The organism is Pantoea sp. JKS000250, from assembly GCF_003201065.1.
Classification (GTDB): Bacteria; Pseudomonadota; Gammaproteobacteria; order Enterobacterales; family Enterobacteriaceae; genus Pantoea; species Pantoea vagans.
Window position 1 is genome coordinate 169,612 of the sequence record NZ_QICZ01000001.1, and the last position, 12,447, is coordinate 182,058.

General features: G+C 58.2%; 12 protein-coding genes. 5 read left to right on the forward strand and 7 right to left on the reverse strand.

Translation table 11 applies throughout. The features are described from left to right. Window positions 1-244: 244 nt before the first annotated feature. Window positions 245-574, reverse strand: a complete 330-nt coding sequence (locus tag BY447_RS00985) for a cupin domain-containing protein (RefSeq protein ID WP_033783071.1) — start codon at window positions 572-574, stop codon at window positions 245-247. Window positions 575-713: 139 nt separating this feature from the next. Here BY447_RS00985 and BY447_RS00990 point away from each other — a divergent pair, with 139 nt between their 5' ends. After that, a complete protein-coding gene (locus tag BY447_RS00990) occupies window positions 714-1,352 on the forward strand; it encodes an RpiB/LacA/LacB family sugar-phosphate isomerase (RefSeq protein WP_107319719.1) in 639 nt (212 codons plus the stop codon). 68 nt (window positions 1,353-1,420) lie between these two features. Here BY447_RS00990 and BY447_RS00995 read toward each other — a convergent pair whose 3' ends face one another. The 6 genes from BY447_RS00995 to BY447_RS01020 form a co-directional block, all read right to left on the reverse strand. Beyond that, the gene (locus BY447_RS00995; protein WP_110330265.1) at window positions 1,421-2,173 is read right to left on the reverse strand and encodes an ABC transporter ATP-binding protein; all 753 of its coding nucleotides are present in this window, start codon (window positions 2,171-2,173) and stop codon (window positions 1,421-1,423) included. A 10-nt stretch (window positions 2,174-2,183) separates the two neighbouring features. After that, a complete protein-coding gene (locus BY447_RS01000; protein ID WP_110331893.1) occupies window positions 2,184-3,050 on the reverse strand; it encodes an ABC transporter ATP-binding protein in 867 nt (288 codons plus the stop codon). Then, on the reverse strand, window positions 3,022-3,927 hold the full coding sequence (locus tag BY447_RS01005) for an ABC transporter permease (RefSeq protein WP_110330266.1): 906 nt from the start codon (window positions 3,925-3,927) through the stop codon (window positions 3,022-3,024). Before BY447_RS01005 ends, BY447_RS01000 begins: the two co-directional genes overlap by 29 nt. After that, window positions 3,924-4,955 carry an ABC transporter permease gene (locus tag BY447_RS01010; RefSeq protein WP_199226911.1) on the reverse strand — a complete coding sequence of 344 codons (1,032 nt, stop codon included), beginning with the start codon at window positions 4,953-4,955 and terminating at the stop codon, window positions 3,924-3,926. Before BY447_RS01010 ends, BY447_RS01005 begins: the two co-directional genes overlap by 4 nt. Then, window positions 4,952-6,580, reverse strand: coding sequence for an ABC transporter substrate-binding protein (locus BY447_RS01015; protein WP_110330267.1), 1,629 nt, complete (start codon window positions 6,578-6,580; stop codon window positions 4,952-4,954). The genes BY447_RS01010 and BY447_RS01015 overlap by 4 nt, the downstream gene beginning before the upstream one ends. Before the next feature lie 90 nt (window positions 6,581-6,670). Next, window positions 6,671-7,825 (reverse strand): mandelate racemase family protein, encoded by a 1,155-nt coding sequence (locus BY447_RS01020; protein ID WP_110330268.1) that lies wholly within the window; start codon window positions 7,823-7,825, stop codon window positions 6,671-6,673. Window positions 7,826-8,172: 347 nt separating this feature from the next. Between BY447_RS01020 and BY447_RS01025 the strand changes: the two genes are divergently transcribed. The 4 genes from BY447_RS01025 to BY447_RS01045 all read left to right on the forward strand — a co-directional run bounded on the left by BY447_RS01025 (window position 8,173) and on the right by BY447_RS01045 (window position 12,440). Continuing rightward, window positions 8,173-9,288: an ABC transporter substrate-binding protein gene (locus BY447_RS01025; RefSeq protein WP_013357847.1), complete on the forward strand. Its 1,116-nt coding sequence runs from the start codon at window positions 8,173-8,175 to the stop codon at window positions 9,286-9,288. 165 nt (window positions 9,289-9,453) lie between these two features. Next, a complete protein-coding gene (locus BY447_RS01030; protein ID WP_013357848.1) occupies window positions 9,454-9,861 on the forward strand; it encodes a DUF2231 domain-containing protein in 408 nt (135 codons plus the stop codon). Window positions 9,862-9,873: 12 nt separating this feature from the next. Next, window positions 9,874-11,175, forward strand: a complete 1,302-nt coding sequence (locus BY447_RS01035) for a PQQ-dependent sugar dehydrogenase (protein WP_013357849.1) — start codon at window positions 9,874-9,876, stop codon at window positions 11,173-11,175. A gap of 632 nt (window positions 11,176-11,807) precedes the next feature. Further along, window positions 11,808-12,440, forward strand: a complete 633-nt coding sequence (locus tag BY447_RS01045) for a DapH/DapD/GlmU-related protein (protein ID WP_095707211.1) — start codon at window positions 11,808-11,810, stop codon at window positions 12,438-12,440. Window positions 12,441-12,447: the final 7 nt, after the last annotated feature.

Consider the following 12,447-nt stretch of genomic DNA (forward strand, 5'->3'; position numbering starts at 1 on the left):
AAAAAACGCACTGGTGTTGCTATTAAACTTATACAACGATCCGTATTTTGTACAGAAATCTGCCTGAATGATTTTTAAGCCGGCGCTAAGCGTAGCGCGGCTGCAGAGGAAGTGCTGGCTAATCATTCAGTTAGCAGTGAAGAGAATTTCAGAAAAATTGCACCGGTTTTAAGTCAAATCCGGTGGGCAGGGAAAAGAGACAACATCAGGTCAATTTGGCAAGCGGCCCATCGGGCCGCGTGAGTTATTTAGCCGCGAGGAAATCTTCGCGTTGCGGCGTAAAGGTATCCAGCAGCACACCTGCCTCAAGACAGACGCAGCCATGAACCACATTGGGTGCTTTGTAGAGTGTATCCCCCGCGCCGACTTCCCGCGTTTCACCCTCAATGGTGAAGGCAAAACGTCCGCTCAGTACATAGGTCAGCTGCTCATGGGGATGGTGATGCAGCGGGCCAGTCGCCCCTTTTTCAAAACGGACTTCAACCGCCATCATTGTGCCGCCATGTGCCAGCACGCGGCGGGTCACGCCATCACCCAAATCGTCCAGGGGCTGATCTTTATGATAGATAAACATCGGAATCCTCATGCAGTAACAGGCACTGCAATGGCCATTTTGTGATGGCTCTCACAGCGCGCAGGTGAATTAGCCCATGCACTTTAGTGCTTTTTCATTAAAATGAAACGGTGTTTCAATTAATTTATAAGGGTAGATCATGAAAATCGCATTAATGATGGAAAACAGCCAGGCCGCTAAAAACGTTATCGTGCTGAAAGAACTGGAAGGTGTCGCACAGCCGCTGGGCCATCAGGTCTTCAACGTCGGGATGAGCGATGAGCAGGATCACCATCTGACTTACATTCACCTCGGTATTCAGGCCAGCATACTGCTCAACAGCCAGGCGGTAGATTTCGTGGTCGCGGGCTGCGGCACCGGACAGGGCGCGCTGATGTCGCTTAACATCCATCCGGGCGTGGTCTGCGGTTACTGTATCGATCCGGCGGATGCTTACCTGTTTGCACAGATCAACAACGGCAATGCCTTGTCCCTGCCATTTGCTAAAGGGTTTGGCTGGGGTGCAGAACTGAATCTGCGCTTTATCTTTGAAAAAGCGTTCACCGGCGAGAAGGGCAATGGCTATCCGCCAGAGCGTAAAGAGCCGCAGGTGCGCAATGCCGGTCTGCTGAACCAGGTTAAGGCTGCGGTGATCAAAGATAACTATCTCGACACGCTGCGCGTTATTGATCCTGAACTGGTGCGTACCGCCGTCAGCGGCCCGCGTTTCCAGCAGTGCCTGTTTGAGCATGGCAAAAATCAGGAGATCGTTGCCTTTGTGCGTCAGCTGACGCATTAAGTCCTCCGATTTCACGAGGCCGGTCTGACCGGCCTTTTTTTATTCTCTCTCCTGACCTCCGCTGACTTTCAGCCTGCCACATGAGTGTGACGACTCGCCTCGACCAGCATCCGCGTATAGGGCATCGCAGCGCGATCCGCCACCAGCGTCGGCACATCCAGCGTCTCCAGCACTTTGCCCTGTTGCATCACCGCCACGCGATGGCAAAGGTGCGCCACCACGCCGAGATCGTGCGTCACCATCAGATAGGTCAGGTTCTCCTGCTGCTGCAGATCGCTGAGCAGGTTCAGGATCTCCGCCTGTACCGAAACATCCAAAGCAGAAGTGGGCTCATCCAGAAGCAGTACGCGCGGCTCCAGAATCAGCGCCCTGGCAATCGCTACGCGCTGACGCTGGCCTCCTGAAAGCTGGTGCGGATAGCGCGTCTGCCAGGCGCGATTCAGCCCGACCTTATCCAGCATCGCCACCACCCGCTGCTGGCGCTGCCCGATACCCTGAATCTGCAACGGCTCTTCCAGGATGTCACCCAGCGTGTGACGCGGATGCAGCGAACCGTAAGGGTCCTGAAACACCATCTGTACCTGACGACAGCGCGCCCGATCGATGCGGTGCTTCAGCGGCTGGTTATCAATGCTCAGCTCTCCCTGCCAGTGAGTAAATAATCCCGCCAGGCACTTCAGCACCGTGGTTTTACCCGAACCCGACTCGCCTACCAGCCCGAAAATTTCACCCTGTTTCACCTGCAGATTTACGTCGAACAGCACCTGACTCCGGCGATCGTCGTCACCAAAACTCAGGCTGAGATTTTTCACATCGATCATCGCGAACTCCTTAGTCCGTCAACCAGCTGGCATGACGTTGTAATACCGGCAGGCGTGTACGACGGTGATCAAGGTCGGGCAGTGCCGCCAGCAATCCCTGGGTATAGGGATGCTGCGCGTGGTCAAGCTCGCTGGCGGCCAGCGACTCCACCACGCGTCCGGCGTACATCACCAGCACCCGATCGCAGAAGCTGCGTACCAGACTGATATCGTGGCTGATAAAAATCAGTCCCAGCCCGCGCGCCTTTACCAGATCGTCCAGCAGCGCCAGCACCTGCAGACGCACCGAGACATCCAGCGCAGAAGTCGGCTCATCGGCAATCACCAGTTCCGGCTCGGTAATCAGCATCATAGCAATCATCACGCGCTGCCCCTGACCGCCAGAAATTTCATGCGGATAGAGCTGATAAACCCGTTCAGGATCGCGGATCTGCACCTCCTCCAGCATCGCCAGTGTCCGCTGACGCGCCGCCGATTTCTGGCCGCGATGATGACTGCGCCAGGCTTCGGCGATCTGCTCGCCCACCCGAATCACCGGGTTCAGGGAATATTTGGGGTCCTGCATAATCATGGAAATGCGTTTGCCGCGAATGGCGCGCATCTGCGCCGGGCTGGCGTGCAGCAGGTCACTATCACCAAACTGCATCCGGCTCGCCTCGATGCGCGCCCTGGCCGGATGCAGCTGCAGCAGGGCGCGGCCCACGGTCGATTTACCGGAGCCGGACTCGCCGACAATCGCCAGCTTCTCCTGACCGAGCTGAAAGGAGACGCCGCGCACCGCCGGGGTGATCTGGCGTCCGTTAACAAAGTTCACGTGCAAATCGCGCACGTCGAGCAACGGCAAGGCGTTACTCACTGCGGGGATCGAGCAGGTCACGTAGGCCATCTCCTAAGAAGTTAAATGCCAGGCTGTTAATCAGGATCGCCAGACCGGGCACGGTAACCACCCACCAGCACTCCAGCATGTAGGTACGGCCGCTGGCGATCATTGCGCCCCATTCCGGATCCGGCGGCTGTGCGCCCAGCCCGAGAAATCCCAGCCCGGCGGCGGTGAGGATAATGCCCGCCATGTTCATGGTGATGCGGATAATCACCGACGGCAGGCAGAGTGGAATAATATGCTTCCACAGCACCCGCAGCGGCGACGCGCCCTGTAATCGTACCGCCGAAATGAAGTCCGCCTGACGCAGCGACAGGGTTTCGGCACGCGCCAGACGGGCAATCGGTGGCCAGGCGGTGAGGGTAATGGCAATCACCACATGCTCAAGACCCGGCCCCAGCGCGGCAACAAACGCCAGCGCCAGTACCAGGCTGGGAAAGGAGATGAAGATATCGGTGACGCGCATCAGCACCCCATCGACTTTGCCGCCAAAGTAACCCGCGGTAACGCCCAGCAGCAGGCCCAGCGGCCCGACGGTGATCGACACCAGCAGCACGATGTAGAGCGTAATGCGCGCGCCCCACACCAGACGGCTGAAGATATCCCGGCCAAACTCATCGGTGCCGAACCAGTGGGCTGCACCGGGCGGCGTCAGGGCGTTGTCCAGATCCTGAATCAGCGGGTGATAGGGTGCGATCCAGGGCGCAAACAGCGCCACGATGCAGAGCAGCAACACAATGCCGCCGCCGATGGCGGTCAGGGGATTACAGGCCATGCGCCACAGGAAAGCGCCGCAGCGGGCAGCGAATCGCCGGCAGCGCGCCAGCCGCTCGCGGGTGTGACCGGCAGAAGGGGTGTCAAAAGAGATCGTCATACTTTGGTCCTCGGATCGAACACCTGATAGAGCAGATCGGTGATCAGGTTAAGCAGCACAAAGATCAGGCCGACCACCAGCACGCAGCCCATCACCGCATTCATATCGCCCAGCATCAGACTGCCCGTGAGATAGGAGCCAAAACCGGGCCAGGAGAAGACAGTTTCAATCAGCACGGCGCCCTCCAGCAGCGAGCCATAGGCCAGCGCCACCACGGTCAGCAGCTGAACCAGGATATTGCGAAACGCGTGCTGCCAGATCACCTGCCACTCGGTCAGGCCTTTGACCCGCGCGGTCAGAATGAACTCCTGTGACAGCTGCGCCAGCATAAAGCTGCGCGTCATCCGGCTGATGTAGGCCATGGAGTGAAAGCCGAGCAGCGAGGCGGGCAGCACCAGATGAATCAGCGCATTCCGGAACACCTGACCGTTGCCCGCCAGCAGGGCGTCGATCAGCATAAAGCCGGTGCGACGTGGCACGATGCCTTCAAGGCTGAAGTCCACCCGGCCAGCACCGCCGACCCAGCCGAGATGGGCATAGAACAGCAGCAGGCCCATCATACCAACCCAGAAGATCGGCGTGGAGTAACCGGCCAGGCTGAGCATCCGCACCACATAGTCGATGACGCTGTTACGCCGCGCCGCCGCCAGCACACCCAGCGGTACGCCCAGCCCTGCGCCAATGACAATTGCCAGTGTGGCCAGCTCTACCGTGGCGGGAAAGACGCGCAGGATGTCATGCACTACCGGCTGGCCGGTGAGCAGCGCGTGGCCCAGGTCACCATGCAGCAGGGCATTAAGATAGAGGCCAAACTGCACCCACAGCGGTTTATCAAAGCCAAGCTGGTGGTAGACCTGCTGATAAGTGGCCTGATCGGCATCCGGGCCGACTATCGCCAGCACCGGATCCAGCGGCATTACCCGGCCAATAAAAAAGGTCAGCAGCAGCAGGCCGAACAGCGTGATGAGTACCTGAACCGCGCGATGGCTGATGCGGCGGCACTGATTTCGTGTCAGGGTCATCATCATGGTGTGCCTCCCGCCAGGCTGTCAGGCGTTTTCCAGACGTCACGCAGGAAGGTGGTCGCAGAAGGATGGGGCTGATACGCCTGGACCCGGTTACTGACCACCACGGAGTCAAGCATTTGTGAAATCGGCATCAGGGCAGGCACCAGCTGGTCGTAGCGTTGCTGGATGGCGAAATAGGCCTGCTGCTGGCGGGTTTTGTCGCGTTCCACCAGCGCCTGATCGATCATGCGGTTGAGCTGCGCGTCGTAGAAACCGGTACGCCAGCCCTGGAAATTGGTCAGCCGGGCACTGTCGGCATTGTTCGGGTTGTAGACCAGCGCACGCAGGCTGGAGTGGGGGTGCGGCTCGACGCCGCTGCCGCCGCGTCCGACCAGCAGGCTGAACTGGCGATCGCGCATCGCGCCATAAATCTGGTTGCCGGTACCGGTAATGATTTTTGCCCGGATGCCGCCCTGCAGCAGCGTTGACTGAATGGCGATGGCGATATTCAGGAACGGCTGATCGGCAAGCACCCGCAGCGTGGTGTCAAAGCCCTCCGGATAACCCGCTTCAGCCAGCAGCGCACGGGCGCGCGGCACATCGAGCCGGTAACCGGGATCGGGCAGCGTGGCGGGCATCCCCGACTGTATCGGGCGCTGGTGCAGTTCGCCATAGCCGGTCATCAGGCTCTTATTAATGCCCTGATAATCGACCAGATAGCGGACTGCCTCACGCACCTTAATATTGTCAAAGCGCGGATCGTTCATGCTCATCGCCAGGTAGTAGATTGTCCCTTTTCTGACGGCATCAATGGTGAGGTCGGGATCGTGACGCAGGGCGCGCACATCGGGGATCGCCATATTGCTGGCGATATCGAGATCGCCTTTCTCCATCATCAGCCGCAGGGTTTGCGACTCCTGCAGGTGGCGGAAGACCACCCGTGACATCTTCGCCACACCGCGCCAGTAGTCTGCCGAGCGACTCATCCGCAGCACATCTTTTGCCTGCCAGACATCCAGCCGGAATGGGCCGGAACCCGCTTCATGCGTGGTCAGCCAGCGGTTGCCCCAGTCACCATCGACTTCATGTTGTTGTACCGTTTTCCGGTCCAGCACCACCATGCTGCCCAGCGCCGCCAGCGAGTAAATCACCAGTTGCGGATCGTTGGGTTTAGGCAGGGTGATCACCAGCGTGTGGTCGTCGGGGGCGGTGATCATCTGGTCCACATTGTCGCGGCTGAAACCGTAGGACTTCCACACCGACGCCTGCGCCAGATTCAGATGCAGCACCCGCCGCATCGACCAGACCGCATCAGCACTGGTGAGCGGATTACCGGAGTGAAACCTGACGTTGTTGCGCAGGTGGAAGGTCAGGGTGCGGTTATCCGGACTGACTGACCAGTGTTCCGCCAGCGCCGGGCGCACCTCGGTGAGCTGCTGCGGATTCAGCTCCACCAGGCCGTCATAGAGATTCACCACAATGCCGACCACCTCGTTGCCGGTCATCGCGGCCGGATCCAGGGTGAGCAGGTTGTTCATATTCATGCCAACGATCAGCTGGTCATCCGGGGTCTTTGCCTGGATTGACGCGCTCGTGAGCATCAGCAGCGTGATCAGCCACGCGCCACATCGTTGTGTCAGGGTCATAGGTAAAGTCCAGCAGGTCAGAGGTTTTTCCCGTTTACCGCGTCATCAGGGCTGTGCGGCAACGGGGTTATTATTGTTTGCCGTACTTCATTACCAGCGGTTCAGCGTGTGGGTTTCAATCCAGCTGAAGTTGATATCCTCTCCCAGCCCGCTGCGGGTGGGCAGGGTGACAAAGCCCCGATCGTCCATTGGATCAATCAGGCTGTTGAGATAAGCAGGCGGCGTTTCATAATCCAGGAAGGGATGCAGCAGGCCGCGCTCATACCAGCGGCAGTTACGAATAGCTCCGACCACCGCCAGGCTGGCTGCGCCGTTGCCGTGGACTTCGCAATCCATGCCGAAAGCTTCCGCCAGACTGGCTACTTTCATCGTGGCGGAGATGCCGCCTACGCCATTGGCCCCGGCACGCAGAATGTCGCAGGCACCTGCACGGACCCAGTCGGCGCGGCTGTGATGTTTACCGCCCAGGCTCTCCGGGCCGAGCACGTCGATTGAGAGGTTGTCTGCCAGCCAGGCGTAAGAGGCCATGCTCTCTTCCTCCATCGGCTCCTCGAACCAGGTGAAGTTAAGCTTCTCCAGCGCCTTGCCGATGGTCAGCGCGTCACTGCGGCTGTACCAGTGGTAGCCATCCAGCATCAGTGCGATATCCGGGCCAACCGCTTCACGCACCGCTGCGCAGGCTTTGATGTCCATGGCCGGGCTGGGCGCAAAGGCGACCGGCGGCATCCAGGTGTGCAGCTTGATCGCCTGATAGCCGCGTGCCACCAGCTTTTCCGCGAACTGTGCATACTCATCCGGCGTCGATAAACCGCCGCTCAGCTCGTCGCCGCACATGGTGCTGCCGTAAGCCGGGATCTTCTCGCGATAGCCGCCCAGCAGTTTATGCACCGGCTGTTTCAGCCTGCGCCCAATCAGATCCCACAGCGCCTGCTCAACAGCGGAGAGGGCACGCTCGGTAAGCTGGTGGGCGCTGCCGCGCTGCCAGTGCACCAGATCCTGCCACAGACGCTCGCGGTCAAAGGCGTTCTGACCGATCAGCACCTTGCGAAAAAAGGCATTAACCACATGCGCCCGCACCACTTCCGGCGGCGCAAAGGCGTAGCCGCAATCGCCATCCTCGCTGGTCAGGGTCAACAGCGCCATCTGCGCATCATTTTCCAGGCCGGGATGGGAGTGGCCGGCGCTGTCGGCAACGCGCCGGGTGGGATAGGTAAAAAGGGCGACATCTATGGCGCTGATTTTCACGGTTACGCTCCTGTGGTTCGCTGTCCTGGTGAGTTATTAAAACGGTGTTTCATTTTCAATCTAGCGCTCACAATTCATTAACGCACTGGCCAAATCGATACGATTAACGGCTAATATGTGTGCAGCCGCCCAGGGTGTTGTGAGCATATTCACGAAAGCTATCCGTTTTGTGAGCAGCAACACGCTGCGCTTTTTCCCTGATTAATTTTGCTGTTAATGGTCACTTAACCCATTAACCTCGCCGCAAAAAACATTTAACCGCATGACTTCCCCTGAACGCCGTTTTAGGTGATAGTAACGCCGCTTTACATTAATAATTCTCATTATCATTTGTGCGGGTTTTCATAATGAAAAAATGGTTTTTAGCGCTGGGGCTGCTTACGCTGGCAGGGACGGCTTCGGCCAAAATGATTACTGATGTCGCAGGCCGTCAGGTCGAGGTGCCGCAGGAGGCAAAGCGCATCATTCTGGGTGAGGGCCGTCAGATCTATCTGCTGGCCGCATTTGATACCGACGCCCCGTTCACGCGGGTGATTGGCTGGCGTGATGACCTTCATAAGGCGGACTGGGACGGTTATCAGGCCTATGAGAAGCGTTATCCGGAAATTAAAAAATTACCGACCTTCGGCGGCGCGAAAGATGGCACCTTTAACGTCGAGCAGGCGCTAACCCTGAAGCCCGATCTGGTGCTGATGAATCTGGAGTCGAAAGCGGCGACCGATGAAGGCAAGCTGATTGAAAAACTGCAGGCCGTGGGTGTGCCGGTGGTGTTTATCGATTTCCGTGAAGCGCCGATGGTTAACGCGGAGAAAAGTATCCGCATCATGGGCGAACTGGTGAACAAACCGGAACGCGCGCAGGAGATCATCACCTTCCGCCAGCAGCAGATTGACCTTGTCACCTCGCGGCTGAAGAACTTCACCGGCTATCGTCCGAAAGTGATGATCGACCGCGCAGGCGGCTATAGTGACGAATGCTGCATGTCGTTCGGCAATGAGAACTTTGGTCAGATGGTGGAGATCGCAGGCGGTCGCAACATCGCGAAAGACCTGATCCCTGGCACCTTCGGCACGGTTAACCCGGAGCAAATTATCGCCAGCCAGCCGGATGTGGTGGTGGTGACCGGCGCAAACTGGAAGAACTACAACACCGTGGGCAAATGGGTCGGCGTCGGTCCGGGTGCAAATGTCACCGAAGCGACGGCGCGTCTTAAGGCACTGATGATGCGTGATGCCTTTAAAACCCTGCCGGTGGCGCATAACGGCAACGTCCACGCCATCTGGCATCAGTTCTACGACAGCCCGTATCAGTTTGTGGCGATTCAGGCGCTGGCGAAATGGCTGCATCCCGACCTGTTTGCCGATGTCGATCCGGATGCCACCTTCCGCGCGTTCCATGAGAAGTTCCTCCCGCTGCCTTACCAGCCAGGCTACTGGGTCACCTTACCCGCGGATAAGCCCTGACTGACCGGCGATGACAGGGACGTCATCCGCCTGATTTGCAATTCCCTCCGAATAAACCCTCTGTTTCTCTTCAGATTTACTAATCTTTTACAGGCGCGGGGTCGGTTGCTCTGAGCAGCGCGACATCTGACCTGGTCCGCATTCACGTTAAAAATGGAGAGAAACATGCGCAATACCCTGGGAAGATCGGCGTTTGCCGTGACGCTGTATGCTCTGCTGGAACCGGTGCCGCTGGGCTTTTTTGTGGCGGCCTGGCTGTTTGACATTCTCTACATGCAGACCTTTGTGCAGTTCTGGACGGATGCCGCAGGCTGGCTGATTGCGCTGGGACTGATACTGGCGATCGTGCCACGTCTCATTGCACTGGTTTATCTGTTTCGCGGCAGTGACAGCGCGGAAAAGGGCCATTTCTGGCTCTGGCTGGTGGCCATCATCATCGCTATCGTCAATGCGTTTATTCACAGCCGTGATGCCGCCGCAGTGATCCCGCTGGGCGTAACGCTCTCGACGCTGGTGGTAGCGCTGCTGCTGCTGGCGAATGTGCAACTTGCGTTACGTCAGCGTAGCGCTTAAGGAGGAGCCACCATGAACATACCGCATAAAACGCTGCTCGCGCTGACCCTGACCACTTTGCTGGCAGGCTGTGATGATGGTGCGCTGGTCGATCCGCAAAAGCAGATCGGACCTAATCCCGAACTGCCGCAGGCGCAGAATTTCTTTATGCCGCCGATGCAGGTGCCGGAAGGCACGCCCTGGAAAGCCGGTGAAATGCCAAAAGTGGCTGATGGCCTGAAGATTGAGAAGATTGCTGAGAATCTGCAGCATCCGCGTCAGGTTTACGTGCTGCCAAACAATGATGTGCTGGTCGCGGAATCCAATGGCCCGCCAAAACCGACCACCCGACCTAAACAGCTGATCATGGGCATCGTCCAGAAAGCGTCAGGCAAGGGCGGCGCAGGCGGCAACCGTATTACGCTGCTGCGCAACGTCAATGGAAAATGGGAGCAGCATCGATTTATCGAAAATCTGCACTCGCCGTTTGGTATCCAGCTGATTGGCAACACGCTCTACGTCGCGAATGCTGACAGCCTGGTGAAGTTCCCCTATCGCGAAGGTGACACGGAGATCCGTACTGCTCCTGAAGAGGTAACGGAGCTGCCGGGCGGACCGATTAACCACCACTGGACCAAAGCACTGTTAGCCAGCCCCGATGGCAGCAAGCTCTATGTGGGCGTTGGCTCCAACAGTAACGTCACCGAAAACGGCATTGGCGCAGAGTATCGCCGGGCAGCGGTACTGGAAGTGGATGCGGCCAGCGGTGCCAGCCGTATCTACGCCAGCGGACTGCGCAATCCGACCGGCCTGCAGTGGGAACCGCAGAGCGGCAAGCTGTGGGCTATCGTCAACGAGCGTGATGAAATCGGCTCCGATCTGGTGCCGGACTACCTGACCTCGGTACAGGATAAAGGTTTTTACGGCTGGCCCTATAGCTACTTTGGTCAGCATGTCGATACCCGTGCCGAACCGCAGCGTCCCGACCTGGTTGAGAAGGCGATCAAGCCCGATTACGCCCTGAGTTCGCATGTCGCGCCGCTGGGCCTGCTGTTCTACGGTGGTGATAATATGCCGCAGTACCGTGGCGGTGCGTTTATCAGCGAGCATGGCAGCTGGAACCGGACGCCGCTGAATGGCTACAAAGTGGTGTGGGTGAAATTTGAGAATGGCAAGCCGGTGGGGCAGCCGCAGACGGTGGTTTCGGGCTTCCTGACGGACGATGAAAAGCAGGTGCGTGGTTTGCCGGTCGGTCTCGCCAGCGATAAACAGGGCGGCGTACTGATCGCTGACGACGCAGGGAATACCGTCTGGCGTATCAGCGCCGCGAAGTAAATTCTGCGCGGATTGGGTTATCGCCGTAAAACAGGCATAAAAAAAGGATTTGGCATCGCGCCAAATCCTTTATTTTTTTGTTCGCTACCCGGCTGGTAACCGCGCTGCGAACGAGGTGCTCAGCACTCTCCACAAACAAGATTGTAAAATGTGCGGCTAAGGATTTCAAGTTTCGCCAAAATACTGTATGTTTATACATGTGTTGAGTGTTGAGCATCGCCTCATTGTCGACTGGCCGCTCCCAGGGGCACGGTTTTAAAAATCCCGGCAGGCATCAGGTGGTGCTGGCCTGTGGCTTTAACCATGAGTGCCGCTCAGCCCTCTCCACAAAGATGTGCTCAGGCACCCGGCGGGTAGAGTCAAAGCCCTGGTTGCCGAATAGCGCGCTCCTGAAAAAGGAGAAGGAAAGTGATGGAACTGACTAAGCTGATTCTGGATCTTATCCGGGTCATCTTGCAGATCATCGTTGCCCTTATGCAACTGACCGGTCACGCAGGTTAACCGGAACTTGAAACAAGGCGGAGCTAACCACTCCGCCTTTTTTCTGTGTCAATTCTCTGTCATTAAAGGCGGGTAAAGTGGTGCGGCAAAAGCACGCCGCCGGGGTGCTGCTTATCCTGACAGGGAGTAATATGTCCATTGCCGCCGTTATGCCTGCCCGATTAGCCCATACCTGGATTGATGACAGTGTACGGATGCGGGAAACCACCGTGGGTCAGCAGTGCGAGATCCTGGCGCACAGCGTGCTGGAATACAGCGAGCTAGGTGACTTCTCCTATGTGGGTGAGCACTGCTGTCTGGCCGACACCCAGGTGGGACGTTTCTGCGCCATTGCCAATCAGGTGCGGATTGGTGCGCCGAATCATCCGATGGACCGCGCTTCGCAGCATCGCTTTACCTACTGCCCGGAGTATTACCATCCCGATGCGCGGCGCGATCAGGGCTTCTTTGCTGCCCGTCGTGCCGACCGGGTGGTGATCGGCAATGATGTCTGGATCGGGCACGGCGTGATTGTGCTGCCCGGCGTGACTATTGGCGATGGTGCGGTGCTGGCCGCGGGCGCAGTCGTAACCAAAAACGTTGCGCCCTACAGCGTGGTGGGCGGTGTTCCGGCCCGGCCATTGCGGGTCCGGTTTACGCCTGCGATTGCCGCCCGCCTGCAGCGCATTGCCTGGTGGAACTGGCCACTGGAGAAACTGCTCGCGAATCTGCCTGACTTTCAGCACGGCGACATCGACGCGTTCTGCCAGCGGCACGGGGAATAATTATCTC

What these genes read in the sequence shown, in the direction of transcription:
- BY447_RS00985 (WP_033783071.1), bottom strand. Translation starts at nt 574, where the DNA reads ATGTTTATCTATCATAAAGATCAGCCCCTGGACGATTTGGGTGATGGC.
- BY447_RS00990 (WP_107319719.1), top strand. Translation starts at nt 714, where the DNA reads ATGAAAATCGCATTAATGATGGAAAACAGCCAGGCCGCTAAAAACGTT.
- BY447_RS00995 (WP_110330265.1), bottom strand. Translation starts at nt 2,173, where the DNA reads ATGATCGATGTGAAAAATCTCAGCCTGAGTTTTGGTGACGACGATCGC.
- BY447_RS01005 (WP_110330266.1), bottom strand. Translation starts at nt 3,927, where the DNA reads ATGACGATCTCTTTTGACACCCCTTCTGCCGGTCACACCCGCGAGCGG.
- BY447_RS01010 (WP_199226911.1), bottom strand. Translation starts at nt 4,955, where the DNA reads ATGATGATGACCCTGACACGAAATCAGTGCCGCCGCATCAGCCATCGC.
- BY447_RS01015 (WP_110330267.1), bottom strand. Translation starts at nt 6,580, where the DNA reads ATGACCCTGACACAACGATGTGGCGCGTGGCTGATCACGCTGCTGATG.
- BY447_RS01025 (WP_013357847.1), top strand. Translation starts at nt 8,173, where the DNA reads ATGAAAAAATGGTTTTTAGCGCTGGGGCTGCTTACGCTGGCAGGGACG.
- BY447_RS01030 (WP_013357848.1), top strand. Translation starts at nt 9,454, where the DNA reads ATGCGCAATACCCTGGGAAGATCGGCGTTTGCCGTGACGCTGTATGCT.
- BY447_RS01035 (WP_013357849.1), top strand. Translation starts at nt 9,874, where the DNA reads ATGAACATACCGCATAAAACGCTGCTCGCGCTGACCCTGACCACTTTG.
- BY447_RS01045 (WP_095707211.1), top strand. Translation starts at nt 11,808, where the DNA reads ATGTCCATTGCCGCCGTTATGCCTGCCCGATTAGCCCATACCTGGATT.